Origin of the sequence: Neoaquamicrobium sediminum, from assembly GCF_013240295.1 — a bacterium.
Taxonomy (GTDB): domain Bacteria; phylum Pseudomonadota; class Alphaproteobacteria; order Rhizobiales; family Rhizobiaceae; genus Aerobium; species Aerobium sediminum.
Genome location: NZ_JABETK010000002.1, coordinates 1108657 through 1134922 on the forward strand (window position 1 = coordinate 1108657; position 26266 = coordinate 1134922).

Here is a 26266-nt window from a genome sequence, read left to right on the forward strand (position 1 = left end):
TCTCGCCCGTCATCTCAATCGACGGCGATCAGCGCGGCTGCGACCCGCCTGTCTTCGGCAAGAAGAACATTGTAGGTCCGCACGGCCGATCCCGTAGACATCGGGTCCGCGTGGATGCCCGCCTCGCGCAGCATCGCTTTCAACGCGGCCGGCAATGGCCGCATCTCGATGCCGGTGCCGACGAGCAGGATGTCGATCTCCGCTGCCTGCTCGACGACGGCCTTGAAGTCGTCCTCGCCAAGACCCGACGCATCGGTCGGGTCCCACCCATGGATGCCGGACGGCAGGCACAGGATCGAGCCGCGATGCGACATCTCGGCAAAGCGGAAGCCGCCATTCCCATAGGCTTCGATCGACGCACGCCCGGGATAGTGGGCGTCGCGGATGATGATGCCGCTGTTCATTCCGTCCGGCTCAGGCCTTTGTGGGCGTAGCGGTGGCGTCTGCCTTGGGTGCTTCGGCCTCCGACCCGAAGATGTCCGGGCGCAGCTTGAACAGGATCAGCATCGGCCCCGCCACGAACACCGAGGAGTAGGTGCCGATGATGATGCCGAAGATCATGGCCAGCGTGAAGGAGGAGATGACCTCGCCGCCGAAGAGATACAGCGCGATCAGCGCCAGCAGCGTCGTCACGCCGGTCATGACCGTACGCGACAACGTCTGGTTCACCGTCAGGTCGATCAGCTCGGCGATCGGCATCTTCTTGTATTTTCGCAGATTCTCGCGGATTCGGTCGTACACGACAACCGTATCGTTGATCGAATAGCCGACCACCGTCAGAACCGCCGCGATACTGGTCAGGTTGAACTCCAGCCCCAGCACGACGTAGAAGCCCACAACCATGATGACGTCGTGGATCGTCGTCACGACGGCGCCGATGGCGAACTGCCATTCGAACCGCAGCCAGATATAGACCAGCATCGCGATCAGCGAGATGACGACCGCGATCGTACCGGCGCGCGCCAGCTCCTGCGAGACCGTCGGCCCCACCACCTCGACCCGGCGGAAGTCGTAGTCGTTTTGGAGCTCATCCTGGACGAGCTGGATTGCCGACTGTTCCGCCGTATCGCCGCCGCCCTGGGTGCCAATGCGGATCAGCAGTTCGCGCGGCGTGCCGAATTCCTGCACCTGGACTTCACCGAGGTTCAGCGTTTCCAGCCGCCCGCGAACGTCACTGACATCGGCCGCTTCGGCTTTCGCCTGAACTTCGATCATCGAACCGCCGCGGAAGTCGATGCCATAATTCATGCTGACGGTGAAGAAGAGCACGATCGCCAGCACCGACAGTATGGTCGATGCGGCAAAGCTGAAGTTCCGGAGGAACATGAACCGGAACTTGGTGACTTCCGGAATGAAGGAGATGAGCCCCTTCGGCAGGTCCTTGGGCTTGCGCGTGCGAATCCAGAAAGCGACCATCCAGCGGGTCACCACGAAGGCGGTGAAGACCGTGGTGATGATACCGATGCCTAGCGTCACGGCGAAGCCGCGCACCGGTCCGGTTCCGACATAGAACATGATCGCAGCGGCAATAAAGGTCGTCACGTTGGCATCGACGATCGTCGATACCGCCTGCCGGAACCCCGCATCCATGGATTGGATCAGGGAACGCCCGTTCGCCCGCTCCTCGCGCACGCGTTCGAAGATGATGATGTTGGCATCGACCGCCATACCCATCGTCAGCACGATGCCGGCGATACCGGGCATCGTCAGCGTCGCTCCGAGCGCCGACAGTATGGCGATGATCATCACCATGTTCGCAATCAGCGCGAGATTGGCGATGACGCCGAGCGTGCTGTAGCCGAACGTCATGAAGCCGAGCACCAGAACGGCCGCGATGATCGCCGCGATTTGGCCCGCCTCGATCGAGTCGGCGCCGAGGCTCGGTCCGACCGTACGCTCCTCGATGATGTTCAGGTCCACCGGCAGCGCACCGGCGCGCAGCAGCACCGCGAGGTCGTTAGCGGTCTGCACCGTGAAATTGCCGGAAATCTGCCCCGAGCCGCCGAGGATGGGCTCGCGAATCTGCGGCGCCGAGATCACCTGGTCATCCAGGATGATGGCGAACAGCCGGCCGACGTTCTGCTGTGTGGCCTGCCCGAAGCGCGTCGCACCCTGATTGTCGAAGCGGAACGACACGACCGGCTCATTGGTGCGCTGGTCGAAGCTCGTCTGCGCATCGACCAGGTTTTCACCCGACACGATCACCCGGCTCTCGATGATGTAGGGAACCGGCGGATCGTCGGTCGAATACATCACCTTGGTGCCCGCAGGCGGCCGCCCCTGCACGGCTTCTGCCGCGGGCATCGACTGGTCCACCATCTGGAAGGTCAGCTTGGCCGTCTGGCCGAGAATGTCCTTCAGGCGCTGCGGGTCGTCGAGACCGGGCACCTGCACCAAAATACGGTCGTTACCCTGCTGCTGGATGATGGGTTCGGTCGTGCCAAGCTCGTTGACGCGCCGGTTGACCACCTCGACCGACTGCGACAGCGCGGTCGACAGGCGGTAATCGATGCCTTCATCCGTGAGTGTGAACCGCAGGAGGCCGGGTTCCGGCTCCTCCAGCGCCAGCTCTGTCACGCTGCCCGCGCCGAAGAGGCCGGACGAAACCGGCTCTATCAGGCTCGCCACCGCCTGCTTGGCAGCATCGATCTGGTCCGCGTCGCGCACCCGCACCTGAACGCTGCGCCCGGCACTGGACAGCCCCGTATAGCCGATGCGCCCGTCGCGCAGCGCGATGCGCACATCGTCCCGCGCTGTCTCCAGCCGGTCGGCGATCATGTCGTCCCGGTCGATCTGCAGCAGGATATGCGAACCGCCCTGCAGGTCGAGGCCAAGCGTGAGCTGGCGCTTCGGCAGCCAGTCGGGCATCGAGGCAAGTGTCGACTGCGGGATCACGTTCGGCGCGGCGGCAACGAATGCGATGAGCACGGTCAGCCAGATCGCAATCGTCTTCCAGCGCGAGAAATAGAGCATCAGGTCACGTCCAGGTCAGACGGAAAAAGAACCGCTTCCGTCCCGAATACGGTTATTTCTTGGCGTTCTGGTTGGCGACGGGTTCGCCCTTAACGCGCACGTCGGCGATGGTGGAGCGCAGCGCCGTCACCTTGTTGCCGCCGCCCAGGTCGATCTCGAGCTCGTTGTCGTCGATCACCTTGGTCACCTTGCCGATGAGGCCGCCGCCAGTCACCACCGTATCGCCGCGCCGCACGGCCGCCAGCATTTCGCCGCGCCGCTTCATCTGCTGGCGCTGAGGCCTGATGATGAGGAAATACATGATGACGAAGATGAGGACGAACGGCAAAATGCTTATGAAAACATCGGGGCCGCCGCCCATCGCCTGGGCGTATGCCGGGGTAACGAACATGGTCAAACTCCTGAGACAAATGCGCGAAGGGACCGGCGAGCCGGCCCCCGTGAAGCTGGCCGGAATATAATCGCTGGCTGCGCCAATGCAACTGTAACCGCCCGGCCCTGCATGGCTTTTCCCCCATGACGCCCGTGCTAGGCGATGTCGATGACCGCATAGCATGAAAAGACAGCAGAAATGACCGATAAACTGCCTGAAACGCTTGAACAAAAGCTCGATCGCCTCATTGAAGCCGTTTCCCGGCTAAGCCCTCGCGAACCGGCCGCGACAGATCTGACGGTGGCCGATTGCTTCGTCTGGTCTGCCGAGCGCAGCCTGCTGGAACCCGTGCCGCATGTGAATCGCGTCGAGATCGAGCTGATCCGCGGCATCGACCGTGTGCGCGACATCCTGATCGACAACACGCGCCGTTTCGCCGACGGCCTGTCGGCCAACAATGCGCTTCTGTGGGGCGCGCGCGGCATGGGCAAGTCGTCGCTCGTCAAGGCGGCCCATGCGACGATCAACCGCGACCGCGCCGACGGCGAAGCACCGCTGAAGCTGATCGAAATCCACCGCGAGGACATCGACACGCTGCCGCGGCTGATGAGCATCCTCAAGGTTGCCCCGTTCCGCTTCATCCTGTTTTGCGATGACCTATCGTTCGACCACGACGATACGTCGTACAAGTCGCTGAAGGCAGCCCTGGAAGGCGGGGTCGAGGGCCGGCCCACCAACGTCATCTTTTATGCGACCTCGAACCGCCGCCACCTGCTGCCGCGCGACATGATCGAGAACGAGCGGTCGACGGCGATCAATCCGGCCGAGGCGGTCGAGGAAAAGGTCTCGCTCTCCGATCGTTTCGGCCTATGGCTCGGCTTCCACAAATGCTCGCAGGACGATTATCTGGCGATGATCGATGGCTATGTGCGCCACTACGGTCTCGATATCGATCCGGAAGAACTGCGCCGCGACGCGCTCGAATGGGCCACCACGCGCGGCAGCCGCTCGGGTCGTGTTGCCTGGCAGTTCACCCAGGACCTCGCAGGCCGGCTCGGCAAACGGCTCGACTAGCGGCGAGGCACCAAACAAACGCCCGCCTCGTAAGGCGGGCGTAAGCGAACGGTCCGGACTGGAGACGAAACGGACCGCGTCGTCTCGCGAGTTCTATTCGAGATAGCCGGCCGGATCGACCGGTGCGGAGTCCTTGCGCACCTCGAAGTGCAGCTTCGGTGTATCCGCTGAACCGCTCATGCCGGCCTTGGCGATCTCCTCGCCCCTGCGCACCTTCTGGCCGCGCTGGACGTTGATCTCGCTGGCATGGCCGTAAACGGTCACCAGGCCGTTTTCGTGACGCACCAGCACGGTATTGCCGAATTCTTTCAGCCCGTCGCCGGCATAGATGACGACGCCGTTCTCGGCGGCGCGCACCGATGTGCCCGTCGGCACCGCAATGTCGATGCCGTCGTTCTTCTTGCCACCCGAAGAACCGCCGAACCCTGAGATGACACGGCCCCGCGCCGGCCAGCGCATGCGCGAGATACCGGTGGCATCGGGCGCGCTTTCCGGGTTCAGCGAGGCCTGCTGGATGACTTTTTCCGCCGGCTGCGCCTGCTTGGGCGGCGTGTAGGCCGCCACCGGCTCGGGCGCGGATGGCTTGACGGTGCCGGTCGTGGTCTGGTCCGTACGCTGCGCGACCTGGACCGGAGCGCCGGCTGCCGGGATCGTCAACGTCTGGCCGATGCGGATCAGGCCGCTGGAGAGGCCGTTGGCCTGTTTCAGCGCCTCGGCACTAACACCGGTTCGCCGCGCGATCGCATTGAGCGTATCGCCGGACGCGACGGTATAGCTGCGGCCGTTCGCGGCGCCACGCTGCGTGTCGTTGGCCGCTGTCTGCGTACCCGGCTGCTCTTCCTTGAGCTTGGGCTGCTGCGGCAACACCGCCAGCCGCTCGGCTGGCGCCTTGCCGGGAACCGGGACGCGATCGTTCGGCACGTCGAAACGGCTTCCCGTCGAGGACCGGGCATCCGCCACATTGCTGTTGGCGTCTGGCGCGCTGACCGGCGCCTTCGCCGAATGGACATAGGTGGGGATGATGACCTGCTGGCCTGCGGCAAGCGCGTCGGCGCTCGAAAGCCCGTTCGCCTTGAGGATAGCATCGACGGGCACGCCGAAACGGCGCGAGAGGTTGTAGACCGTTTCGCCCTGGCGGACAGGCACCTGCGTGCCCCCTGCCCGTGACCAGCCACCCTCGTTGTCGCGCGACGCTATCTCGGGCTGGCGCGGAGCAGCCGGAACCGGCTGGGCAGCCTGCACGACCGGAGGCTGGACGGCTGGCGCAGCAGGCTGCGGCGCCGGTGCGGTGCTGCCGGTCGCGGTCGTGTCGAGGCTGGCGCGCTGGACGACCGGCTGCGGAGCGGGGGCTGCAGGAGCGGCATAAGTCGGCTGTTGCTGCTGCCAGGTGCTGTGCATCGGCGTGGCCGCGACCTGCGCGGCACCGCTGCGAACGTCACCGTCCGGACGCGGCGCCCTGCCGAAGCGATTCAGAATCCCGCTGCCGCGCCGTGCCGGCGCTATCGAGGCGGTCGTTGTCTGATCGAGCTGCGCCGTGTCGCCAGGATAGGGCTGATTGACCGGCGCGATCTGCTGCTGGCGAGCCGAACCCGTGAGGATCGAATCCTGAAAACGGCTGACGTCGGAGCTGCAGCCCGCAGCCGTGCCGCCGATGAGAAGCACCGCGGCGCCGCGCGCCAGGGTGCGCCGATATGTGCCTGAAACTCCGATACGCATCAAACCAACCCGCGCTACTCGATACCAAAGACAGGCTTGATTAAAGCGCGTTAATGTTACTGGTCGGTTAAACCGAATACGGCAAATTTCAGGTCGCGCGGTATTTGCAACTTAAAGTGCGGCGGCCACACCCGTCGCCATTGGCTGCAGCCGCACCTGGGCGACTTCCGTCCGCTCGAAGCGGCTGCCCAGCTTGGCGAGCTTTTCCATGACCTGCACGCCCTCGGCCGGGCCGATTGCGGCGACCATGATTCCGCCTGTCGAAAGCTGGTCGACAAAGCCGCGCGGCAGTTCCTCATAGGCAGCCCACGCGATGATGCGATCGAACGGCCCTTCGGCAGGCGCGCCGTTGGCCGCGTCGGCCTGCCGCGCCAGCACGTTGGAGATGCCCAGCGCCTCGTGGCGCTGACGGGCGAGCTGCACCAGCGTCTTGAACCGGTCGAGGGTGAGCACGCGCGCCGAAAGCCGCGCCATCACCGCGGCCGTGAAACCCGACCCGGTACCGATCTCGAGCACCCGGCAGCCGGGCTGCAGGTCGAGTGCTGCAAGCGCGCGCATCTGCAGGTCGATCCCCTCGATCGCCTCGCCGCATTCGATCGGCACCATGCGTTCGGACCACGCATCGGCCCGCCATTGCGCCGGCACGAAACTGGCGCGCGGAGTTGCCTCGAAAGCCGCGATCAGGCCCCGGTCGGTAAAGCCGGCAGCGCGCATGCGCAGCAGGAAGGCGGCAAACTTCTCGCGTTCCGCCTCGTCCATGCCCGTCACCCGGCCTTTGCCAATGCGTTGGTGATCTGGTCCTTCACGGCATAGGCCGTCAGGTCCATGTGCAGCGGCGTCACGGAAATCTGGTCGGCCCGAAGTGCCGCGAGATCGGTGCCGTCCCGCACCTCGCCCGGCTCACGCCCGAAACGCAGCCAGAAATACGGAAAGCCGCGACCGTCCTTGCGCTCGTCGAGCCAGAGCCCGTGAACGAGCTTGCCCTGGCTCGTGACGGTCACGCCCTTCACGTCGTCTGGCCCGCAATTGGGGAAATTCAGGTTGAGGAAGACGTTTTCGGGCAGAGACAGCCCCATCAGCTTCTTGAGCACCGCCGGCGCGTGATGCTCGGTCGTCTCCCACCGCACCGTCCGGCCTTCTTCCGTCACCGAATAGCCCTGGCTCAGCGCGATCGAGCGTATGCCGAGCAGCGTGCCCTCCATCGCGCCCGCGATCGTGCCGGAATAGGTGACGTCGTCGGCAACGTTGGAGCCGGAATTGACGCCCGACAGGATAAGGTCCGGCGGCTCCGGCATCAGCTTGCGCACGCCCATGATGACGCAGTCGGTCGGCGTGCCGCGCACCGCATAGTGCTTGTCGCGCACCTTGCGCATGCGCAGCGGCTCCGACAGCGACAGCGAATGTGCGAAGCCCGACTGGTCGGTCTCCGGCGCCACGACCCACACCTCGTCGGTGAACTGCCTTGCGATCCGCTCCAGCACCTGGAGCCCCTCGGCATGGATGCCGTCGTCATTCGTCAGAAGGATACGCATCAGTGGTTCTCTGGTTGCTGATTCAACGAGGAAGGTCGAGCTCCTTCGCGCCCCCTCTGTCCTGCCGGACATCTCCCCCACACGGGGGAGATCGGCTGTCGCCGACGCTATCGCCAACCGCCCGCGCTTCGGGTGGAGCGTCGGCAGCTTTGAAAGCTGATCTCCCCCTTGTGGGGGATGTCCGGCAGGACAGAGGGGGCAACGTAGGGCGCGAACATTTCAGCCATATCCCGTTGTCAGGCAGCCTCGATCTTCTCGATGCCACCCATATAGGGCCGCAATGCTTCCGGAATGCTAATCGAGCCATCCTCGTTCTGGTAATTTTCCATGACGGCGATCAGCGCGCGACCGACCGCGACGCCCGAACCGTTGAGCGTGTGCACGAATGCAGCCCCCTTGCCCTCGGTGGGACGGTAGCGGGCGTTCATACGCCGCGCCTGGAAATCGCCGCAGACCGAACAGGACGAAATCTCGCGATAGCTGTTCTGGCCGGGCAGCCACACCTCGATATCGTAGGTTTTCCGTGCGCCAAAACCCATGTCGCCGGTGCACAGCACCACGGTGCGGAACGGCAGGTCGAGGCGCTTCAACACCGTCTCGGCGCATTCCGTCATCCGCTCATGCTCGGCAATCGAGCTTTCCTGGTCCGTGATCGAGACCATCTCGACCTTGTAGAACTGGTGCTGGCGCAGCATGCCGCGCGTATCGCGCCCCGCCGAGCCGGCCTCTGAACGGAAGCACGGCGTCAGCGCGGTATAGCGCAACGGCAGCTTGTCCGTCGCCACGATCTCCTCACGCACGAGGTTGGTCAGCGAAACCTCGGCGGTCGGGATGAGCCCGAGCCGGCCGTCGCCATGCTTTACGAAAAACAGGTCGTCCTCGAACTTCGGCAACTGGTTGGTGCCGAACAGCACCTCGTCGCGGACCAGCAGCGGCGGCTGCACCTCGGTGTAGCCATGCTCGGTCACGTGCAGGTCGAGCATGAACTGGCCGAGGGCGCGTTCCAGCCGCGCGAGCTGACCCGAAAGCACCGTGAAGCGCGATCCGGAAAGCTTTGCCGCGCGTTCGAAATCCATCTGGCCGAGCGCCTCGCCGAGCTCGAAATGCTCCTTCGACGAGTTCGAGCGCTTCGGTTCGCCCACCCGGCGCACTTCGACATTGTCGGCCTCATCCTTGCCGACCGGCACGTCGTCGAGCGGCAGGTTGGGAATGACCGCGAGCGCGTCGGCGAGCGCCTTGTCGAGCTCGCGCTCGGTCGCCTCGCCCGACTGGATGAATTCCTTGATCCCGGCGACTTCTGCCTTGAGTTCTTCGGCTCGCGCCGAGTCTCCCGCCCGCATCGCGTTGCCGATCTCCTTGGAGGCGGCATTGCGGCGTTCCTGCTTCTCCTGCAGCGCCACGAGATGCGCCCGCCGCGCCTCGTCCCTGGCGATCAGATCCTCGACCACCGATCGCGCGGCCTCGCCGGACTGCCCACGCTTCTCCAGCGCCTGGGCAAGGGCCTGCGGGTTTTCGCGAATCCATCTGATGTCGAGCATGGTGTGGCAATGTCCTCGGTGAGCCATGAAAGGCGTCCGAGGGGGTAAACCGCAATGGATTCGAAGCAAGCGTCAAGCGGCGGGCAGCGCCCGCGCCGGTCACTCAGCCGGGTTCGGCTCGCCCGACTCGTCCTCGTTCGCCTTGCGCTTCGCCTCTTCCCGCGCCCTCGTCCTCTCGATGCGCTTCACCAGCCAGATCGAGATCTCGTAGAGAATGATCGTCGGCAGGGCGAGGCCGATCTGGCTGACCGGATCGGGCGGTGTCAGCACGGCCGCAACAACGAAGGCGATGACGATCGCCCATTTGCGCTTGTCGACCAGCGTCGCGGCCGAGATCAGTCCCACGCGCGCCATCAGCGTCGTGACCACCGGAAGCTGGAACACCAGCCCGAAGGCCAGGATCAGCGTCATGATCAGGCCGAGATATTCGGACACGCGCGGCAGCAGCGAGATCTGGATTTCCTGGTCGGGGCCTACCTGCTGCATCGACAGGAAGAACCACATCACCATCGGCGTGAAGAAGAAGTAGACGAGCGCCGCGCCGATCAGGAACAGGATCGGCGAGGCCACCAGGAACGGCAGGAACGCCATGCGCTCGTTGCGGTAGAGCCCCGGCGCCACGAACCTGTAGAGCTGCGTGGCTATCAGCGGGAAAGCGATGATCAGCCCGCCGAACATGCCGAGCTTGATCTGCGTGAAGAAGAATTCCTGCGGCGCGGTATAGATCAGGTCGACCTTGGACGCATCGAGCCCCGCCCATTCGGTCGCCCACTGGAAGGGCAGCACCAGCAGGTTGAACAGCCCCTTGGCGAAATAGAAGCAGATCAGGAAGGCGATGAAGAACCCGCCCAGCGACCACATGAGCCGCGAGCGCAGTTCGATGAGATGCTCGAGCAGCGGCGCCGAGGACTTGTCGATCTCGTCGTCTTCAGGGGTGGTCATGCTGCGTTTCCGCCGCTCTTGGGCTTGGTTGCCTTCTTCGGCGCTGCGGTCGCTTTCGCAGATGAAGCAGCAGGCTTCTTGGCCGCGGTCGTCTTGGCTGATGGTTTGGCTGCCGCCTGCTTGGGTGCCGTAACCTTTTTGGTGGCCGGCGCGGCTGCGCCGTTGGCCTTCGCAGGCGCCTTGGGCGACGGCTTCGTTGCGGCTGCCGCCTCGCCGGGCATTGCGGTCGCGCCCGTCTTGAGCGGCTCGGCGGCCTTCGCCTCGGCTGGTGCGGGCTCCGCCGCGGCTGGCTTGGTCGGCTTCATGGCCGCATCGAGGCCGGATCGCACGTCCTGCGCCGCCTTTTCCATCGGCGAGAGCGCCTTCCTGATCTCGTTCTTCGGATTGAGCGCGCGCATGTCGTCGGCGACCGACTTCAGGTCGTCGAGTTCAGCCTCCTTGAGGGCCTCGTCGAACTGTTTGCGGAAATCGCCGGCCATGACACGCAGCTTGGCCGTCGTCCGGCCAAAGGTGCGCAGCATCTTGGGCAAGTCCTTGGGCCCGACGACCACGATCAATACGACCGCGATCACCAGCATTTCGGGCCAGCCGATGTCAAACATCGTTCGTCAACTCCGCGACGGGAAGGGCTGCGGCGCGCGGTAGCGCGTCAGGACGTCTTGCCGGCCTTTTCCTTGGCGGACGCGACCGTCTCGTCGGAACGGTGCTCGACCGTCTTGGCGGAATCCGCCTCGTCGTCGTCGGACATGCCCTTCTTGAAGCTCTTGATGCCCTTGGCCATGTCGCCCATCAGTTCCGGAATCTTGCCACGGCCGAACAGCAGCAGCACCACGACCAGAACGATCAGCCAGTGCCAGATAGAGAAGGTACCCATTAATTCGCTCTCTTTTCGAATGTTTCCCTCAGCCGCCTCGCTGCGGCCTCAGGGTTGATTTATGCGCTTTCGCTCGTTCTTTCAAACACAAGCACATCGGCTTTCCTCACCGTGAGCCAAATTTCACGCTCCGGGCTGGACAAAGCGCCGCACCTGATCCGCGCCCGCAGGGGGCGATCGGCGCCGGGAACGGCAAGTTCAAGCAGTTCCACGACACCCAGAAACCGGCGCGACACGATCCGTGCCGGTATATCGCCATCCGTCGGCGAAACGTCGAAAGCAGACAGCCGGAACGCGACCGATGCCTCTGTGCCGTCGGCCAGTCCCGAAGCCTCGAACCGGCCCAGCGGCGTATCGACGGCACCGTCTGCCACCCTGCCCTCGAAGACGTTGATCTCCGAGAAGAAGCCGGCGGCAAATAGGCTGGCCGGCCGGTTGTAAAGCTCTTCGGCGGTGCCGAGCTGGACCAGTCGTCCATCCTTCAGGAGCGCGATGCGGTCGCCCATTCGCATCGCCTCTTCCGCATCATGCGTCACGACTATGGCGGTTGCGCGACTTTGGCGCAGGATCGCAAGCGTCTCGGCGCGCACGGAATCCTTCAGCCGTGAATCGAGGCCGGAAAACGGCTCGTCCATCAGGAGCACGGCCGGACGCGGGGCAATGGCGCGCGCCAGCGCCACGCGCTGCTGCTCGCCGCCGGAAAGCACGTGCGGATAGGCGTTCGCATAGTCCTGCAAGCCGACACGGCCGAGCGAAATCATCGCTTCCCGTTTCGCTTCGTCGCGCGACAGGGCCGTCAACCCGAACCGGACATTCTCCGGATCGTCAGATGCGGAAAGAGCGCGAAATCCTGGAAGACGAGGCCGATAGACCGCTGCTCCGGCGGCAGGAACACATTGGGACCGGCGATCTCCTGGTCGTTGAGATAGACGCTTCCACGCGTCTGCGCCTCTATCCCGGCGGCAATCCGCAGCAGCGTCGTCTTGCCCGAACCCGACGGCCCGAGCAGGCACAGCACCTCGCCGGGTTCCGCCGCAAGCGACACATCATGCAGCGTGGCAGCAGATGGCGAGAACGCGTGGCTGATCCGGTCGAACGCAAGGCGCGCGGCGAATGAAACGCCTGCCGTCACCCTTGTCGCCGCTACCGCCATCACCGATCTTCCCTCACCGCCAGCATCCCCTTAGCGTTTCGGGACGGCTGGCAGCAACTCGCACGAAAAAATGCCGCGCAACCGATCGGCTGCGCGGGAAAGCATGTAAGCCATGTTCCACCGGTTTGAAAGCGTTCTCAGTCGTCCGTCACGCGCGGCGTCAGCAGACCCAGCTCCTCGAGGTCTATATCCGTCAGCGGATCCTCGTCGTCGGTGAGCGCGTCAGGGTCGGCCGCGGGCTGCGGCACGGCGAAGTTCGACGGCATCCGGGCAGATAGCAGGCCCGCCCCCTTGAGCTCGTCCATGCCCGGCAGATCCCGGATTTCCTCCAGCCCGAAATGGTCGAGGAAACTTTCGGCTGTGCCGTAGGTGACCGGACGGCCAGGCGTGCGCCGCCGCCCGCGCATGCGCACCCAACCGGTTTCCAGCAACAGATCGAGCGTGCCCTTGGAAGTCTCGACGCCGCGGATTTCCTCGATTTCCGCGCGCGTCACCGGCTGGTGGTAGGCGATGATCGCGAGAACTTCGAGCGCGGCGCGAGAAAGCTTCTTCTGCTGCACCGCGTCGCGGCTCATCAGGAATGCGAGATCGCCCGCAGTCCGGAACGCCCATGCGTCCCCGACCTGCACGAGATTGACGCCGCGCCTTTCATATTGCCTGCGCACTTCTTCCATCACGGCCGGCACGTCGGTGCCTTCGGGCAGGCGCGCCGCAAGCGCCTTGTGCGACACCGGCTCGGCAGACGCGAAGACGATCGCTTCAGCCATGCGCACAGCCTCGGCGAGATGCAGACCGCCGGCCGGATTGTCCATGTCCGCCTCGTCTCCGGTCTCGGGCGCGAAGGGAATGACGTTGGCGCCTCTCTCAGTCATGGATCACCTCTCCGGGTGCCGGCTCGGCCGCAGCTTTGGCCCGCCCGCGCAGGAACAGCGGCGCGAAAGGCGCATCCTGCCGAACCTCGATAGCGCCCTCGCGCACCAGTTCGAGGCTGGCCGCAAACGAGCTGGCAATCGCCGTCGCCCGCTCTTCCGGCGTTGTCATGTAGCGGATCAGGAACGTGTCGAGCGCTGTCCAGTCGCGGATCTCGCCGACAAGGCGGGTCAGGATCTCGCGCGCTTCCTTGAGAGACCACACGCCACGCTTTGCAATGCGCACATTGGTGATCGCCTGCCGCTGGCGCTGCGCCGCGTAGGCCGTCAGCAGATCGTAGAGCGAGGCCGAATATTCGTTGCGCTTGTCGATGATCACCGTTTCCGGCATGCCGCGCGCGAAGACGTCGCGGCCGAGCCGGTTGCGGTTGACTAGGCGCGCCGCGGCATCGCGCATCGCCTCCAGTCGCTTGAGCCGGAACTGCAGCACCGCCGCAAGTTCCTCGCCGCTCTCGCCCTCGTCGCCCGGCTGCTTGGGGATCAGCAGCTTCGACTTCAGGAAAGCCAGCCACGCCGCCATCACCAGATAGTCGGCGGCAAGCTCCAGCCGCAGCCGCCGCGCGCTTTCGACGAAGGCGATGTACTGCTCGACCAGCGCCAGCACCGAAATGCGGGCAAGGTCCACCTTCTGGTTGCGCGCCAGATGCAGAAGCAGGTCGAGCGGGCCTTCGAAGCCGTCGACGTCGACCACAAGCGCCGGCTCGGAGACCCCACGGCTCTCCTCGCCATCGGCCCAGAGCCGTTCCATCGGCGTGGCCTTTTTGTCCGCGTTCGCGCTCAAATCGTTTCCTATGCCACCGCCTCGAACCAGGAGGCGAATTCCTCTCGGACGGCCGTCTCCGACGTGTTGTCCTGCGTGCCTAACCCCGTCAGCGCCCGGTCGGCACGCGCCAGCGCCTCGCCTGAAAGCGCAGGAACGCGCCCCACAACGGCGCGCATCTCGTCCATAACGCCATTGCAGTGAAGAACGACATCGCAGCCCGCTGCAACAATTCCATCCGTGCGCTGCGCGAAATCCCCAGAAAGCGCGTTCATGGAGACGTCATCGCTCATCAGAAGCCCCTCGAAGCCGATTTCCCCACGGATGATCTCTTCCACGACCTTGGCCGACGTGGTGGCCGGATTGTCGGGATCGATGGCGGTGTAGACGACGTGCGCGGTCATCGCCATCGGAGCGTCTCTCAGCGCCTTGAATGGGGCGAAGTCATGGGCGCGCAGTTCATCGAGCAAAGCATCCACGGTCGGCAGGTTGTGATGGCTGTCGGCGAAGGCGCGGCCATGGCCGGGCATGTGCTTGATGACCGGAAGCACGCCGCCGGCCTGCAAACCCGCCATTGCCTCGCGGCCCATCTCGGTGACGGTCTCCGGGTCCTTGCCGTAGGCGCGGCTGCCGATCACGTCGTGCGCACCCTCGACCGGAACATCCAGCACCGGCAGGCAGTCGGCGTTGAGACCGCATTTCAGAAGGTCGAACGCATGCAGGCGCGACATCAGCCATGCCGCCCGCAATCCGGCCTCGCGGTTGCTCCGGTAGAGCGCGCCGAGCGCCGAACCGGACGGATAGGCCGGCGCCAGCGGCGGACGCAGGCGCTGAACGCGCCCGCCTTCCTGGTCGACGAAGACCGGCGCATCCGGCCGGCCGACGCAGTCCCGCATCGCGGCGGTCAGGTCGCGCATCTGCTCGACCTCGGCGACGTTGCGGGCAAAGACGATGAACCCCCACGGCCGCTCGTCGCGGTAGAAGGCTTTCTCGTCGGCGGTGAGCGTCGTGCCCGACGCCCCAAGGATCATTGCTTTTGATTCGCTCATGCGCGGAATCATAGCCGCTCGCGGGCCTCAGCGCACCTTGGCGAAGACGTCGAGCGCATCGCGCAGGATCGCAAAGGACTCCGGTCCCCCGTGCCCTTCGCTCTCGACGATGTGCAGCCGGCTCGCCGGCCATGAACGGTGCAGCCGCCATGCGATTATCGCTGGCCCGCTGATGTCGCGGCGACCGTGGATCAGCATCGCCGGAATATGCGCGATGTCGGCAATGCGAGACACGATCTCGTCGCCATTTCGCAGAAACCCGTCATTTGCCCAGTAGTGTGTGACGAGCGTCGCGAAGGCGAGCCCCCGCGCCTCGTCAAAGCGGCTTTCAATCGGTGCCCAGTTAGGGTCGAGCGAGATGTGTACCGATTCCCAGGCATTCCAGGCGCGCGCTGCCGCTTGTCGTTCGTGCTGCTCGCCGGTCGCCAACCGTCGCGCATAGGCTTCCACGATCCTTTCGCCGGCCGTCCTTACCGATTCCGCCTCGAACCGCTGCCAGGCTTCCGGGAAAATCCGGCCCATGCCCTCGGTGAGCCAGTCGACTTCTTCGCGACTGGTGGTCGTCACCGCCACCAGCGCGAGTTCCGTCACCCGATCCGGGTGCGCCAGGGCATAGGCGAGCGAGAGCGTCGTGCCCCACGATACGCCTGAAACAAGCCACCGGACGACGCCGAGATGTGCCCTCACCGCTTCGATGTCCTCAATGAGTGCCTGCGTGGTATTTGCCTGCAGGCTTTCTGGCGCCTCGTTGACCGAGGGGCGGCTGCGGCCGCAACCGCGCTGGTCGATGCCGATCAGAAAATAACGTTCGAGATCGAAGTGGCTGCGGTAGCTGCCGGAACGAAGACCACTGCCGGGGCCGCCATGGAGATAGAGGGCGGGCTTGCCGCGAGGATTGCCCGACGCCTCCCAATAGATCTCGGCTCCATCTGGCATCCGCAGCAAGCCGGAATCAAACGGTTTTGTGGGAGGGCTTTTCGTCATGCCCGCTCGATAAAGCACTAGGCGCTACGGTCAATCGCCCAGCGGCACCAAAGCGGGCGGCAGCCGAAACGCCACCGCCCGCTTCGCGTCACCCTGCCTGCATCCGGGCGCGCCGCGTCATCCCGCCGACGGCAGCAAGCGTCACGATCGCCATCCCGGCCGCATATCCGACCAGCGGCCATGCCGTATCGCCATCGAGTATGAGCACGAATAGCGTGCCGACCACGCCGACGATCAGGCTCTGGATGCAGAAATGCAGCGCCACGGCCGTTCCCGCAACGTCGGAGAATTCCTGCAGCGCGCCGTTCGCCGTCACCGCGGTGGTAACGACGATGCCCACGGCCACGAGCCACATCGGCAGAATGAACACGACGAAGGACGGCTCCAGCCACAGCTGGCCGGCCAGCAGCATTGCCGCACCGACGAGCAACAGGATCATGCCGCGAGCCACGCTTCCCGGTATCCCCCAGCGGGCGACGAAGCTCTTGGCAAACCGGGCCGTCACGATCATCGCCAGCGCCACGGTGGCGAAGGCGAGGCTGAATTGCAGCTCGCTCATGCCTGCACCGGCCATCAATACACGCGGCGCCGTGGAGAAGAACACGAAGAACGTGCCCATCGCCGTGCCAAATGCGCAGGTATAGGCCCAGAAGGCAGGGCTGCGCAGGATCGGCAGGAAACCGCCCCCGCCTGCGCCCGCCCGCTGTATCGGACGCGTTTCGTGCCAGGTCGGCAATGCGATCGCCAGCATGGCAAGCGCCGGCACGCCCAACGCCACGAAGATGCCGCGCCAGCCGAAGCCGCCGGCGATCAATGCCCCGGCAATAGGCCCGAGCGCCGGAACGAACGCCAGCATCGCGTTCATCAGGCTATAGATGACGGTGCTTTCCAGCCGTTCCGCATAGACGTCGCGGATCGTCGCGAACAGCGCGACCAGCATCGCCGACGCGCCGATCGCCTGCACGAGCCTCAGCGCCAGGAACGGCCACGCCGTTTCCGCCCACGCCAGGGCGAAGGACGCGCCGGCAAACAGCAGCGCCCCGCACATCAGCACCGGACGTCGGCCGATCCGGTCCGATAGCGGCCCGAACAGCAGTTGCCCTACGCCGAGCACGATCATGTAGAGCGTCAGCGTGAGTTGAACCACGCCCGGCGTGGTGCCTAGGATGCCGGGCATCGACGGCACGACCGGCAGGTAGATGTCCATGCCCAGAGAAGCGAGCAGGTTGAAGGGAGCCAGCAGCGCAAGCGCCACCGGCAGGCTGTAGGTCCACAGCCGGGGTTGTTGGATAGGCATATCAGAAATCCGCACGAATGAATGAGATTCGGCGGCGATCTGCATCGCTAAAGGAAGGTTGGGATCGAACAGAACGCCGCAACAACAAGAAGGCTGTTGCGGCTTACCGGTCTGATTTTTTCGAACCCATGGCGACTACTCGGCTGTCGTGTCAGCGAATGAATGGCCGGCTCATACCAGCAGCCGTCAATGACCGCAAGGCAAGCGCCAAGGTCCAGCTAGCGCGCCAGCGTTCGCACGAACCGCTCCAGATGTTCTCGCACGAAAAGGTCGACCGCCCCGTCCGGTGAGAAACCCCACAGCAGCAGCGCGCCCTGCCACTGCGCGACCATCAGCCGTCCGACGCCCTCAGGCGCGCCGGGTGTCGCCGCGAAACACTGGTCCAGCGCCGCCACAAGTGTCTCGACCCACGCGGCGCGCGCGCGCGCAGCTCCGGATCGCGCAAATCCTCGCGCAATATCCGCAGGTTGTCGGCGTATGTATCGATGTCGCCGTAACTTCCGGACAGCTTTTGAAGCAGCAGCACCGCCCCTTGCGGGGAGCGCTCGGCCTCTTCCGCAACACGCCGCGTGCGTTCCTCCAGCCCCTGCCACGCGTGAACCAGGGCGGCATGCACCAGCATCTGCTTGGTACCGAACCGCTGGACCAGGCTCGCACCCGAAAGCCCGCTGCGTTCGGCCACCGATGCGAATGTCACGCCTTCAGCCCCACGCTCCTGCATCAGGGCATGAACATGGTTGAAAATCACCTCGTCGGGCATCTTCCGGGGTCTTGCCATGCTGCCTTCACATTAGTAAACGAATGTTTGTTTATAAATAATCGAACCGCGCGGAGCAACCCGCCGCGACTGATGAATGAGGAAGACACGATGAAACTGCAAGGCAAAGTCGCTTTGGTCGCCGGCGCCACCCGGGGTGCCGGACGCGGCATCGCAGCCGAACTCGGTGCGGCCGGCGCGACCGTCTACGTGACTGGACGCACCACGCGCACCCGGCAGTCCGAGTATCGCCGGCCCGAGACGATCGAGGAAACGGCCGAGCTGGTCGATACGCTGGGTGGCCACGGCATCGCCGTGCCGGTCGATCACCTGGAGTCGGACCAGGTGGCCGCGCTTGTGTCTCGCATCCGTGCCGAACACGGCCGTCTGGATGTGCTCGTCAACGATATCTGGGGCGGCGAACTGTTCGTGGAATGGGACACGCCCGTCTGGAAACACGACCTCGAGAAGGGCCTGCGCATGCTGCGTTTGGCGATCGACACGCACCTGATCACAGCGCACTACGCCCTGCCCCTGCTGATCGAACGGCCCGGCGGCTTGCTGGTCGAGGTTACCGACGGCACGGCCGACTACAACGCCGATCACTACCGGATTTCGCCCTTCTACGATCTCGCCAAGGTGGCGATCAACCGGCTGGGCTGGGCGCACGCGAAGGACCTCGCGCCGCACGGCGCAACCGCCGTTTCGCTCACGCCCGGCTGGCTGCGCTCGGAAATGATGCTGGAGCATTACGGGGTTTCGGAAGCGAACTGGCGTGACGCCACTGCGAAGGAGCCGGATTTCGCGATCTCCGAAACACCGCGCTATGTCGGCCGCGCCGTCGCGGCCCTCGCTGCCGATCCCGAGCGTGCCCGCTGGAACGGCCAGTCGCTCTCCAGCGGGCAACTCGCGCAGGTCTACGGCTTCACCGACCTTGATGGGTCGCAACCGGACGCATGGCGCTACATCACGGAAGTGCGCGAAGCCGGAAAGCCCTCGGATACGACCGGCTACAGGTAGAGCCCAGAAAAAACCGCCGCGCTTTGAGGCGCGGCGGCTTCATGTTTCGCGGCTGAGGATCACGCGTCAGCGCGATACGAAGCAGCTTCCGCCGGCCGCCTTGTAGCGGGTGCAGAGCTGGATCGCCTCGTCCCGCGTGTTGGCCGGAATGCGAACCCGGTAATAGGTGCCGAGGCCATCGATGTCGGCGCGCACGATGTTCACGCCCCTGCCCTCCAGCACGTTGCCGTAACGACGCGCAAGATCCTGGTAGGTAGCCTGCGCGCCCTCGGCGGTCGGCTGCGAGGCGATCTGCATCGACCACGCGCTGGCCCCTGCCGCGGGTGCTGCAGCGGCCGGCGCAGAGACTGGCGTTGCCGCGGGCGTCTGCGTTGCAGGCTGCTGAACCACCGGCTGCTGCGGTGCGGCCGCTGCGGTTTGCTGCGGTTCGCGGCGCTGCGAAGGCACGACCGAAACGGTAGCAGGTGTCTCGACCGACGGCCCTTCATCCTGGGCGTCTGCGCCTGCTGGCGCCAGCGGCTGCGCATCGCCAACGGTGGCGGCGGCCAGATTGGTCTGCTCGGGCTGCGCCGGCGTCGGATCCTCGCGCGGCACCATGGTGCCATCCGAGCGAACGACCATAGTGCGAACGCGGCGCGGCGCGACAGCCAGCACGTCGTTGCTGGCTCCAACGCCTTCTGCCTCGGCCACCGGTTCGATGCGATCGTCTGCCTTCGGTGCGGCTGCGGCAACGTTCTGCTCGCCCGCGGCGGTGTCGTTTCCTGCGGCCGTCGGCTCTTCGACAGCTTCGCCTATCGCGGACGGGAGCGCTGCCTGCTGCTCGCTGCGGGCCTCGATATTGACCGGTTCCTCGGAGGTGCTGATAAGCCGCTCTTGCTCCGGCGCCGCGTCTGAGGCACCGCCTGTGACGCGCTGATAGACCTCGTTGTCCTGGTTCGGCACGGTCGTACCGCCGGGATTTTCCGGCCGCACCTTCATCGGATCGTCGCCGGCGCGCACGATAGCCGGCTCATCGGAGCCACCGCCGAAAAGCGACATCGCGAAGACACCAACGCCGCCAACCACGGCCACGCCCGCAACGACCGCTGCAATCATAAGGTTGCGGTTGCGCGGATAGGTCCGGGCAACCGGCTCGTCCTCGTAGGAGGACATGGCGATCGCCTGTTCGAGATCGGTCTCGTAGTTGAAATCGTCGTCCGCGAACCCGTTATCCGTCTGCCACTGCCCTTCGCCGACAGCGTAGGCATCGGCCGATGGCTGCTGGTGATCATGGGAGGCTTGCGCAGCCGATGCCGAGGAGGCAGCCGTCGCGGCATAGGCAGCGGCTCCGGTGGCCGCGGCTGCAACACCCCACTCGGGTGCGCTCGACGGCTGGGCTGCCGGCGCGGGCTCGTCCATGGACATGTCGCCGAACGCCTGCGCGATCTCGCCCTCGAGATCGTCGTAGAGACCGTTCGAAGGCGCCGGTGCGCCGTAGTCGGGTTCCGGAATGTCGAGATCGTCGACCATGGCCTGAGCGGACTCGGCAACGTCGATGGTCTCGATATCCGGCGCGGCACTGGCCGCCGCCACCGCTGCCACTGGAGCAGCCGCGCTGAACGTCCGTTCAGGCTGCCATGTGGCAAGCGCCTCGACGCCGCTGGCCTCGGGCTGCTGCTGCATTTCCGGCTGGCTTTCGGGTTCCTTGATTTCGGGCTCTGAATCGAGACCGAATATCTCGGCGAAGGTATCTTCGAGCGGCGTGTCCGCCTCGGCCTCAAAAGGCGCTTCCTCGGCCTCGTAGGTCTCGGCTGTCAGCGTCTCGGCAGTCGGCGCTTCAGCAGGCTCGGCAACCGGCGCAGTCTCGCGCATCGCCGCAAAGTTCGAGCGGCCAAATGTGCTGACGGCAGGCTTCCAGTCGTCGACTGGCGCTACAGCCACGGGCGCAACGATCGGTTGCGGCTCCTCATGCGCCGCTTCAGGCTGCGCTGAGCCCTCGCCAAGCAATGCACTCAGCTCGTCTTCAAGGCTGAGTTCTGCGGCAACACTCTCTTCGGGTGCGGGTTCCGTCTCATCTGCGGGCGCGAAAAAGACCGGCCCGAATGACTCCTCGCTGGAAGTCGCTTCAGGCTCGCTTTCGGCAAACGGCTCGGGCTGCCAGTCGTCGGCGGCGGGGTCGATCGCGCGTGACGGCGCCATGGCAGGCTCGACGGCAGCGGCGAGCTCCTGCTCCAGCATGCCGAAATCCATATCAACCTCGGCCATGCCGTCGTCGCCCTGGGCGGACGCTGGCGAGGATTCCTCCGGCCCGAAATCGACAGGCTCTTCCGCATGCGGAGCTTCGACGGCGTTGTAAGCATCCCCCTCGTAGGTCTCTGCCTCGAAGGCCTCCGGCTCTTCGGAAGGAGCCTCGAACCGGGCGTCATCGCCAACCAGTTCGCGCTCGAGCGACATCTCGAAGTCGCCTTGCACGGGCTCCGGGCTGGTGGCGGCAACCGCCTCCGGCTCCAACGCCATCTCGACGGCATCGTCCTCGACCATCTCCGGCTCGGGATCGAAGGCGTGCACCTCGTCCTCGACAAAGGCTTCTGCCGCCATATCGAAATCGATGGAGGCGTCGGCGGCTTCGACCGGCTGGGACTCGCTATGGTGCTGCGCCGGCTGATACTCGTCCTCGGCCTCGGCAGCATGCTGCCACTCCGGCTCCGAGGCCTGCGCCTCGGGCTCTTCGCTTTTCGGCTCGTCGAACTCCCTGAAATCGAGATCGCCCATCAGCTCTTTTTCAAGATCGAGGTCGAGGTCGAAATCGTCCTGTGCAACGGGCTTGGCGGGCTCGGGCGCTCTTGGGGCCTGCCCCATGATGCGCGTCAATTCCGCGAAGGGATCGTTATCCGAAAATTCCGTAAAATCCGAGCGCCTGCTCTGGTTTGTGTCTGCCATGCTTTTTCCCGCACTCATACTGGGTCGGACGCCGGCGACGTCACTTGGGGTTGGCCCTACCAGCGCATTGTGGGTAAAAGGTGACAGAACGTTTGGTGAACCTTAGCGCATTTCGCGGGTGCTGCGGCACCCACCAACGCAAGGCCGGATGTCAAAACATCCGAAACGGCCTGCACCAGACCCAGTCTGGCATGCGTCAATTGTGGGTCGTTAACCTTAACAAACCGTAAGTCCGGGTTGTCGGTGCCGCGATTCCAGTGCGCGTGGAACACCTGCGCGAGATCGTAGAGGTAGAAAGCGAGCCGGTGCGGCTCCATGGCCTGGGCCGCGGCTTCGATCAGCCGTGGGTATTCCGTCAGCTTGCGGATGACGGCGATCTCCCCCTCGTCGACGAGAAGCCGCGCGGCCTCCTTCATCGAGGCGCGCTCGATCCAGCTATCGCCAAGCTGCTCCTTCGCCTGCCGGAACACCGAATGACAGCGCGCCGAAGCGTACTGGACGTAGAAGACCGGATTGTCCTTCGACTGCTCCGTCACCTTGGCGAAGTCGAAATCGAGCGGCTCGGAATTCTTGCGGTAGAGCATCATGAAGCGGATCGGGTCGCGGCCGACCTCGTCGACCACCTCGCGCAGCGTGACGAACTCGCCCGAGCGCTTGGACATGCGCACCGGCTCGCCGTCGCGGAACAGCTTTACGAGGTTGCACAGCAGGATCGTCACATCGACCGTGCCGCCCGAAAGGGCCTTGCCCAATGCCTCCATGCGCTTGACATAGCCGCCGTGGTCGGCGCCGAGAATAAATACGAGCTGTTCGAAACCGCGACCGATCTTGTCCTTCATGTAGGCGACGTCGGCCGCGAAATAGGTGTAGGCGCCGTCCGACTTGATCAGCGGCCGATCCATGTCGTCACCGACATCGGTCGAGCGGAATAGCGTCTGCTCGCGGTCTTCCCAGTCGTCGTTCTTCTCGCCCTTGGGCGGCGGCAGCTTGCCCTTGTAGACATGGCCGGACATCGTCAGGTCGTTGATCGCGGTGCGGATCGCCCCGCCATTGCCGGCATGCAGCGAGCGCTCGGAGAAGAACACCTCGTGATTGACGTTGAGCGCGGCAAGGTCCTCACGGATCATCGCCATCATCGCGTCGATCGTCCGGTCCTTGACGAGCGCGAGCGCCTCGGTCTGCGGCATCGACAAAAGCTTCGGGCCGAATTCGTCGGCCAGAGACTTGCCGACGGGCACCAGATAGTCGCCAGGGTAAAGCCCCGCCGGAATCTCGCCGATGTTTTCCCCCAGCGCCTCGCGGTAACGCAGCATCACCGAGTTGGCGAGCACGTCGATCTGCGCGCCGGCGTCGTTGATGTAATATTCCTTGGTGACGTCGTAGCCGGCAAATCCCAGGATATTGGCCAGCGCATCGCCCACCACCGCGCCGCGGCAATGGCCGACATGCATCGGCCCGGTCGGATTGGCCGACACATACTCGACATTGACCTTCTTGCCGCCGCCGAAGGTCGACCGGCCGTATTCGGTTGCCGCGTCGAGCACGTCGCCAAGCCGCGCCTGCCAGAACCCGTCGGCCAGCCGCAGATTGACGAAGCCGGGTCCTGCCACATCGGCGGCGGCCACGTCCGGGTCATCGCGAAGCGCGCCGGCGATCTGTTCGGCGAGCGCACGCGGGTTCTGACCGAGCCCCTTGGCCAGCACCATCGCCGCGTTCGTCGCCAGGTCGCCATGGCTGGGATCGCGCGGCGGCTCGACGGTGACGCGCGCAAGGTCGGGTCGCTCGCCCGCCGGGGTCTTCAGGTCGAGCGTTTCGATGGCCTTAGCGATGCGGGTCGCGAAATCCGCGAAGATGTTCATGATGACGACTCTGTCGGAATGTGGAAAGGAGCGGCCATAGCGGCCGCAAAGTCGCGCTTCGCCTAGCCCAAATCGGGAGTCCGGTCAAACAAGCGCCGGTGCTCCTTGATCGCATAAGTGTCCGTCATGCCGGCGATGAAGTCGGCGACGTCTCGCGCCTTGATCCGGTCTTCCGCCCTGTCCAGCCCCTCACGCCAGCCCTCCGGCATGTCGCGCGGGTTGGCGAAATAGTGGCCGAAGAGATTGCGCACGATCCGGTCCGCGCCCTCACGCACCGCCATCACGCTCGGGTGGCGGTAGAGATTGGCATAGAGGAACGTCTTCAGTTCCTTCTCTTTCGCCGCCATCTCGGCAGAGAAGGTGACGACCGGCCGCCCCGCATTGTGAATATCGGCGCTAGACGTCGGCGTCAGCGCATCGAGATCGCGCGCGCGGTGCCGATCACATCCTCAACCATGGCGGTTATCTGCCGGCGCATCAGTTCGTGGCCGGTTCGCACGTCATCGAGCCGAGGGTATTTGGCGCGCACGGCGGCGAGTATCCCGGCTGGCAGCGGAACCGCGTCAAGCATGCCGAGGCTGAGCAACCCCGCGCGCAGCCCGTCGTCGATGTCGTGCGTATTGTAGGCGATGTCGTCGGCAATCGCCGCCGCCTGCGCCTCCACGGACGCGAACCTGTCCAGCTCGAGATCGAACAGCTCGGAGAAGTTGACGATGGTTGCCGGCACCGGCCCGGCAAGCCCCCTGCCCTCGCCATCCGTCAGCGGCCCGTTGTGCTTGACCAGCCCTTCCAGCGTCTCCCAGCTCAGGTTCAGACCTTCGAACTCCGCATAGCGCCGCTCGATGCGGGTGACGATACGCAGCGACTGCGCATTGTGGTCGAAGCCCCCCACGGCTTCATCATCGCATCCAGCGCGTCCTCGCCAGTATGGCCGAAAGGCGTGTGACCGAAATCGTGCACCAGAGCGATGGCCTCGGCCAGATCCTCGTCCACGCACAGCGCCCGTGCAAGTGCCCGCGCGATCTGGGCGACCTCGATCGAATGCGTCAGTCGCGTACGATAATGGTCGCCCTCATGCGCGATAAAGACCTGCGTCTTGTGCTTCAGCCTGCGAAAGGCGGTGGAATGAATGATGCGGTCGCGGTCGCGCTGGAACGGCGTGCGCGTCGGGCTTTCCGGTTCATCGTAAAAGCGGCCGCGCGTCAAAGCCGGGTCGCATGCATACGCCGCACGCGGCCGGTAGCCGAAGCCGATCCCGTCGAAAGATGCTGACAATTCCGTCACCTGATGCCGAGCCCCGGTCGCCGGCTTGTTGACTTGCCCCTTGCGGCTTCATACCTATTGGGAGGATGCAAACGCAAGGTGACAGCCATGGGCGTCGACGCGAAGAGCGGCATGAAAAGCGTTGAAATGAGCGAGACGGCGGCGAAGCGGATCACGCAGATCCTCGCCAAGGAGCCCGACAAGATTGCGCTGCGGGTCTCCGTCGAAGGCGGCGGCTGTTCCGGCTTTTCCTACAAAATGGACCTCGTTGATTCGCGCAACGATGACGACATCGCCATTGAGCGCGACGGTGCGACCGTTCTGATCGACGACCTCTCGCTCGTCTATATGGGCGGCTCGGTCATCGACTTCGTCGACGACCTGATGGGCCAGTCCTTCCAGATCAGGAACCCCAACGCCGTCGCCTCCTGCGGCTGCGGCACATCGTTCTCGATCTGACGCGATGAAGATCGCCACCTGGAACATCAACGGCGTCAAGGCGCGCATCGACAATCTCGTGCACTGGCTGAACGACAGCCAGCCCGACATCACCTGCCTGCAGGAAATCAAGACCGTTGACGAGGGCTTTCCCCGCGCGGAGATCGAAGCGCTGGGCTATCACGTCGAGACACACGGCCAGAAAGGCTTCAACGGCGTCGCTATCCTCTCGAAGCTCCGCTTCGACGAGGTCAATCGCGGCCTTCCCGGTGACGATGAGGACGAGCAGGCGCGGTTCATCGAGGGCGTGTTCTCCACGCCGCACGGCGCCCTGCGCGTCGTCTCGCTCTATCTTCCCAACGGCAACCCCATCACCGAGGATCGCAAATACGGCTACAAGCTGCGCTGGATGGATCGGCTACATCGTTGGGCGCAGGAACGTCTGGAGCTTGAGGAAGCGCTGATTCTGGCCGGCGACTACAATGTGATTCCCCAGCCGATCGATGCCAGGCGACCGGAGGACTGGGTCAACGACGCTCTGTTCCAGCCCGAGACCCGCGGCGCGCTGCGCAAGCTGGAATATCTCGGATTTACGGAAGCCATCCGCGCCGTCACCGATGCCGGCGACACATTCACATTCTGGGATTATCAGGCCGGCGCCTGGCAAAAGAACAACGGCATCCGCATCGACCATCTTCTCCTGTCGCCGGAAGCGGCGAACCGGTTCGAGGCGGCTTCGATCGAGAAGCACGTGCGCGCCTGGGAAAAGCCGTCGGACCACGTCCCGGCAGTCGCCATTCTTCAGTAGATTGAAAG

Annotated in this window: 22 protein-coding genes and 2 pseudogenes; 4 read left to right on the forward strand and 20 right to left on the reverse strand. The window is 64.8% G+C overall.

Annotation, left to right across the window (positions count from 1 at the left end):
• Positions 1-14 precede the first annotated feature (14 nt).
• From HK436_RS17360 to yajC, 3 genes are read right to left on the reverse strand one after another with little or no spacing between them, the layout of a single operon-like run.
• Entirely contained in the window at positions 15-404 is a 390-nt protein-coding gene (locus HK436_RS17360; RefSeq protein ID WP_173191777.1) for an Mth938-like domain-containing protein, read from the reverse strand.
• Positions 405-414: 10 nt separating this feature from the next.
• Complete coding sequence (gene secDF, locus HK436_RS17365; protein WP_173191779.1) at positions 415-2973, reverse strand: protein translocase subunit SecDF; 2559 nt, start codon at positions 2971-2973, stop codon at positions 415-417.
• 52 nt (positions 2974-3025) lie between these two features.
• Positions 3026-3364 carry a preprotein translocase subunit YajC gene (gene yajC / locus HK436_RS17370; protein ID WP_173191781.1) on the reverse strand — a complete coding sequence of 113 codons (339 nt, stop codon included), beginning with the start codon at positions 3362-3364 and terminating at the stop codon, positions 3026-3028.
• 180 nt (positions 3365-3544) lie between these two features.
• Between yajC and HK436_RS17375 the strand changes: the two genes are divergently transcribed.
• Positions 3545-4420, forward strand: a complete 876-nt coding sequence (locus HK436_RS17375; protein WP_173191782.1) for an ATP-binding protein — start codon at positions 3545-3547, stop codon at positions 4418-4420.
• 93 nt (positions 4421-4513) lie between these two features.
• Here the strand turns inward: HK436_RS17375 and HK436_RS17380 are convergent, their stop codons facing one another.
• The 14 genes and pseudogenes from HK436_RS17380 to HK436_RS17445 all read right to left on the reverse strand — a co-directional run bounded on the left by HK436_RS17380 (position 4514) and on the right by HK436_RS17445 (position 17972).
• Positions 4514-6136: a peptidoglycan DD-metalloendopeptidase family protein gene (locus HK436_RS17380; protein WP_173191784.1), complete on the reverse strand. Its 1623-nt coding sequence runs from the start codon at positions 6134-6136 to the stop codon at positions 4514-4516.
• Positions 6137-6247: 111 nt separating this feature from the next.
• Entirely contained in the window at positions 6248-6895 is a 648-nt protein-coding gene (locus HK436_RS17385; protein ID WP_173191786.1) for a protein-L-isoaspartate(D-aspartate) O-methyltransferase, read from the reverse strand.
• Between the two features lie 5 nt (positions 6896-6900).
• Complete coding sequence (gene surE / locus HK436_RS17390; protein WP_173191788.1) at positions 6901-7668, reverse strand: 5'/3'-nucleotidase SurE; 768 nt, start codon at positions 7666-7668, stop codon at positions 6901-6903.
• Positions 7669-7904: 236 nt separating this feature from the next.
• A complete protein-coding gene (gene serS / locus HK436_RS17395; protein ID WP_173191790.1) occupies positions 7905-9206 on the reverse strand; it encodes a serine--tRNA ligase in 1302 nt (433 codons plus the stop codon).
• A 99-nt stretch (positions 9207-9305) separates the two neighbouring features.
• Positions 9306-10148, reverse strand: coding sequence for a twin-arginine translocase subunit TatC (tatC, locus tag HK436_RS17400; RefSeq protein WP_173191792.1), 843 nt, complete (start codon positions 10146-10148; stop codon positions 9306-9308).
• Positions 10145-10750 carry a Sec-independent protein translocase protein TatB gene (gene tatB, locus HK436_RS17405; protein WP_173191794.1) on the reverse strand — a complete coding sequence of 202 codons (606 nt, stop codon included), beginning with the start codon at positions 10748-10750 and terminating at the stop codon, positions 10145-10147. Before tatB ends, tatC begins: the two co-directional genes overlap by 4 nt.
• Positions 10751-10797: 47 nt before the next feature.
• A complete protein-coding gene (locus HK436_RS17410) occupies positions 10798-11022 on the reverse strand; it encodes a twin-arginine translocase TatA/TatE family subunit (RefSeq protein WP_173191796.1) in 225 nt (74 codons plus the stop codon).
• Between the two features lie 59 nt (positions 11023-11081).
• Positions 11082-12175: pseudogene (locus tag HK436_RS17415) on the reverse strand (ABC transporter ATP-binding protein).
• Positions 12176-12312: 137 nt separating this feature from the next.
• Positions 12313-13047, reverse strand: a complete 735-nt coding sequence (scpB, locus tag HK436_RS17420) for an SMC-Scp complex subunit ScpB (RefSeq protein WP_173191798.1) — start codon at positions 13045-13047, stop codon at positions 12313-12315.
• Entirely contained in the window at positions 13040-13852 is an 813-nt protein-coding gene (locus tag HK436_RS17425) for a segregation and condensation protein A (RefSeq protein ID WP_173193573.1), read from the reverse strand. The genes scpB and HK436_RS17425 overlap by 8 nt, the downstream gene beginning before the upstream one ends.
• A gap of 41 nt (positions 13853-13893) precedes the next feature.
• Positions 13894-14913, reverse strand: coding sequence for a beta-N-acetylhexosaminidase (gene nagZ / locus HK436_RS17430; protein ID WP_173191800.1), 1020 nt, complete (start codon positions 14911-14913; stop codon positions 13894-13896).
• 27 nt (positions 14914-14940) lie between these two features.
• Positions 14941-15897: a prolyl aminopeptidase gene (gene pip, locus HK436_RS17435; protein ID WP_173191802.1), complete on the reverse strand. Its 957-nt coding sequence runs from the start codon at positions 15895-15897 to the stop codon at positions 14941-14943.
• Positions 15898-15985: 88 nt separating this feature from the next.
• On the reverse strand, positions 15986-17194 hold the full coding sequence (gene cml, locus HK436_RS17440) for a CmlA/FloR family chloramphenicol efflux MFS transporter (RefSeq protein WP_173191804.1): 1209 nt from the start codon (positions 17192-17194) through the stop codon (positions 15986-15988).
• Positions 17195-17525: 331 nt separating this feature from the next.
• Positions 17526-17972, reverse strand: coding sequence for a TetR family transcriptional regulator (locus HK436_RS17445; protein ID WP_244649020.1), 447 nt, complete (start codon positions 17970-17972; stop codon positions 17526-17528).
• A 90-nt stretch (positions 17973-18062) separates the two neighbouring features.
• Here HK436_RS17445 and HK436_RS17450 point away from each other — a divergent pair, with 90 nt between their 5' ends.
• Entirely contained in the window at positions 18063-18971 is a 909-nt protein-coding gene (locus HK436_RS17450; protein WP_173191806.1) for an SDR family oxidoreductase, read from the forward strand.
• A 66-nt stretch (positions 18972-19037) separates the two neighbouring features.
• Here HK436_RS17450 and HK436_RS17455 read toward each other — a convergent pair whose 3' ends face one another.
• The 3 genes and pseudogenes from HK436_RS17455 to HK436_RS17465 form a co-directional block, all read right to left on the reverse strand.
• On the reverse strand, positions 19038-21890 hold the full coding sequence (locus HK436_RS17455) for an SPOR domain-containing protein (protein ID WP_173191808.1): 2853 nt from the start codon (positions 21888-21890) through the stop codon (positions 19038-19040).
• A 56-nt stretch (positions 21891-21946) separates the two neighbouring features.
• Entirely contained in the window at positions 21947-23749 is a 1803-nt protein-coding gene (gene argS / locus HK436_RS17460; RefSeq protein ID WP_173191810.1) for an arginine--tRNA ligase, read from the reverse strand.
• Between the two features lie 62 nt (positions 23750-23811).
• A pseudogene (locus HK436_RS17465) lies at positions 23812-25024 on the reverse strand (deoxyguanosinetriphosphate triphosphohydrolase).
• A gap of 96 nt (positions 25025-25120) precedes the next feature.
• Here HK436_RS17465 and erpA point away from each other — a divergent pair.
• Both erpA and xth read left to right on the forward strand, forming a co-directional pair.
• Complete coding sequence (gene erpA, locus HK436_RS17470) at positions 25121-25471, forward strand: iron-sulfur cluster insertion protein ErpA (RefSeq protein WP_173191812.1); 351 nt, start codon at positions 25121-25123, stop codon at positions 25469-25471.
• Between the two features lie 4 nt (positions 25472-25475).
• Positions 25476-26258 (forward strand): exodeoxyribonuclease III, encoded by a 783-nt coding sequence (xth, locus tag HK436_RS17475; RefSeq protein ID WP_173191814.1) that lies wholly within the window; start codon positions 25476-25478, stop codon positions 26256-26258.
• The last annotated feature ends 8 nt before the right edge of the window (positions 26259-26266 follow it).

Coding starts and splice junctions, on each gene's coding strand:
- HK436_RS17360 (WP_173191777.1), bottom strand. CDS start 404: ATGAACAGCGGCATCATCATCCGCGACGCCCACTATCCCGGGCGTGCG.
- secDF (WP_173191779.1), bottom strand. CDS start 2,973: ATGCTCTATTTCTCGCGCTGGAAGACGATTGCGATCTGGCTGACCGTG.
- yajC (WP_173191781.1), bottom strand. CDS start 3,364: ATGTTCGTTACCCCGGCATACGCCCAGGCGATGGGCGGCGGCCCCGAT.
- HK436_RS17375 (WP_173191782.1), top strand. CDS start 3,545: ATGACCGATAAACTGCCTGAAACGCTTGAACAAAAGCTCGATCGCCTC.
- HK436_RS17380 (WP_173191784.1), bottom strand. CDS start 6,136: ATGCGTATCGGAGTTTCAGGCACATATCGGCGCACCCTGGCGCGCGGC.
- HK436_RS17385 (WP_173191786.1), bottom strand. CDS start 6,895: ATGGACGAGGCGGAACGCGAGAAGTTTGCCGCCTTCCTGCTGCGCATG.
- surE (WP_173191788.1), bottom strand. CDS start 7,668: ATGCGTATCCTTCTGACGAATGACGACGGCATCCATGCCGAGGGGCTC.
- serS (WP_173191790.1), bottom strand. CDS start 9,206: ATGCTCGACATCAGATGGATTCGCGAAAACCCGCAGGCCCTTGCCCAG.
- tatC (WP_173191792.1), bottom strand. CDS start 10,148: ATGACCACCCCTGAAGACGACGAGATCGACAAGTCCTCGGCGCCGCTG.
- tatB (WP_173191794.1), bottom strand. CDS start 10,750: ATGTTTGACATCGGCTGGCCCGAAATGCTGGTGATCGCGGTCGTATTG.
- HK436_RS17410 (WP_173191796.1), bottom strand. CDS start 11,022: ATGGGTACCTTCTCTATCTGGCACTGGCTGATCGTTCTGGTCGTGGTG.
- scpB (WP_173191798.1), bottom strand. CDS start 13,047: ATGACTGAGAGAGGCGCCAACGTCATTCCCTTCGCGCCCGAGACCGGA.
- HK436_RS17425 (WP_173193573.1), bottom strand. CDS start 13,852: ATGGAACGGCTCTGGGCCGATGGCGAGGAGAGCCGTGGGGTCTCCGAG.
- nagZ (WP_173191800.1), bottom strand. CDS start 14,913: ATGAGCGAATCAAAAGCAATGATCCTTGGGGCGTCGGGCACGACGCTC.
- pip (WP_173191802.1), bottom strand. CDS start 15,897: ATGACGAAAAGCCCTCCCACAAAACCGTTTGATTCCGGCTTGCTGCGG.
- cml (WP_173191804.1), bottom strand. CDS start 17,194: ATGCCTATCCAACAACCCCGGCTGTGGACCTACAGCCTGCCGGTGGCG.
- HK436_RS17445 (WP_244649020.1), bottom strand. CDS start 17,972: ATGGCAAGACCCCGGAAGATGCCCGACGAGGTGATTTTCAACCATGTT.
- HK436_RS17450 (WP_173191806.1), top strand. CDS start 18,063: ATGAAACTGCAAGGCAAAGTCGCTTTGGTCGCCGGCGCCACCCGGGGT.
- HK436_RS17455 (WP_173191808.1), bottom strand. CDS start 21,890: ATGGCAGACACAAACCAGAGCAGGCGCTCGGATTTTACGGAATTTTCG.
- argS (WP_173191810.1), bottom strand. CDS start 23,749: ATGAACATCTTCGCGGATTTCGCGACCCGCATCGCTAAGGCCATCGAA.
- erpA (WP_173191812.1), top strand. CDS start 25,121: ATGGGCGTCGACGCGAAGAGCGGCATGAAAAGCGTTGAAATGAGCGAG.
- xth (WP_173191814.1), top strand. CDS start 25,476: ATGAAGATCGCCACCTGGAACATCAACGGCGTCAAGGCGCGCATCGAC.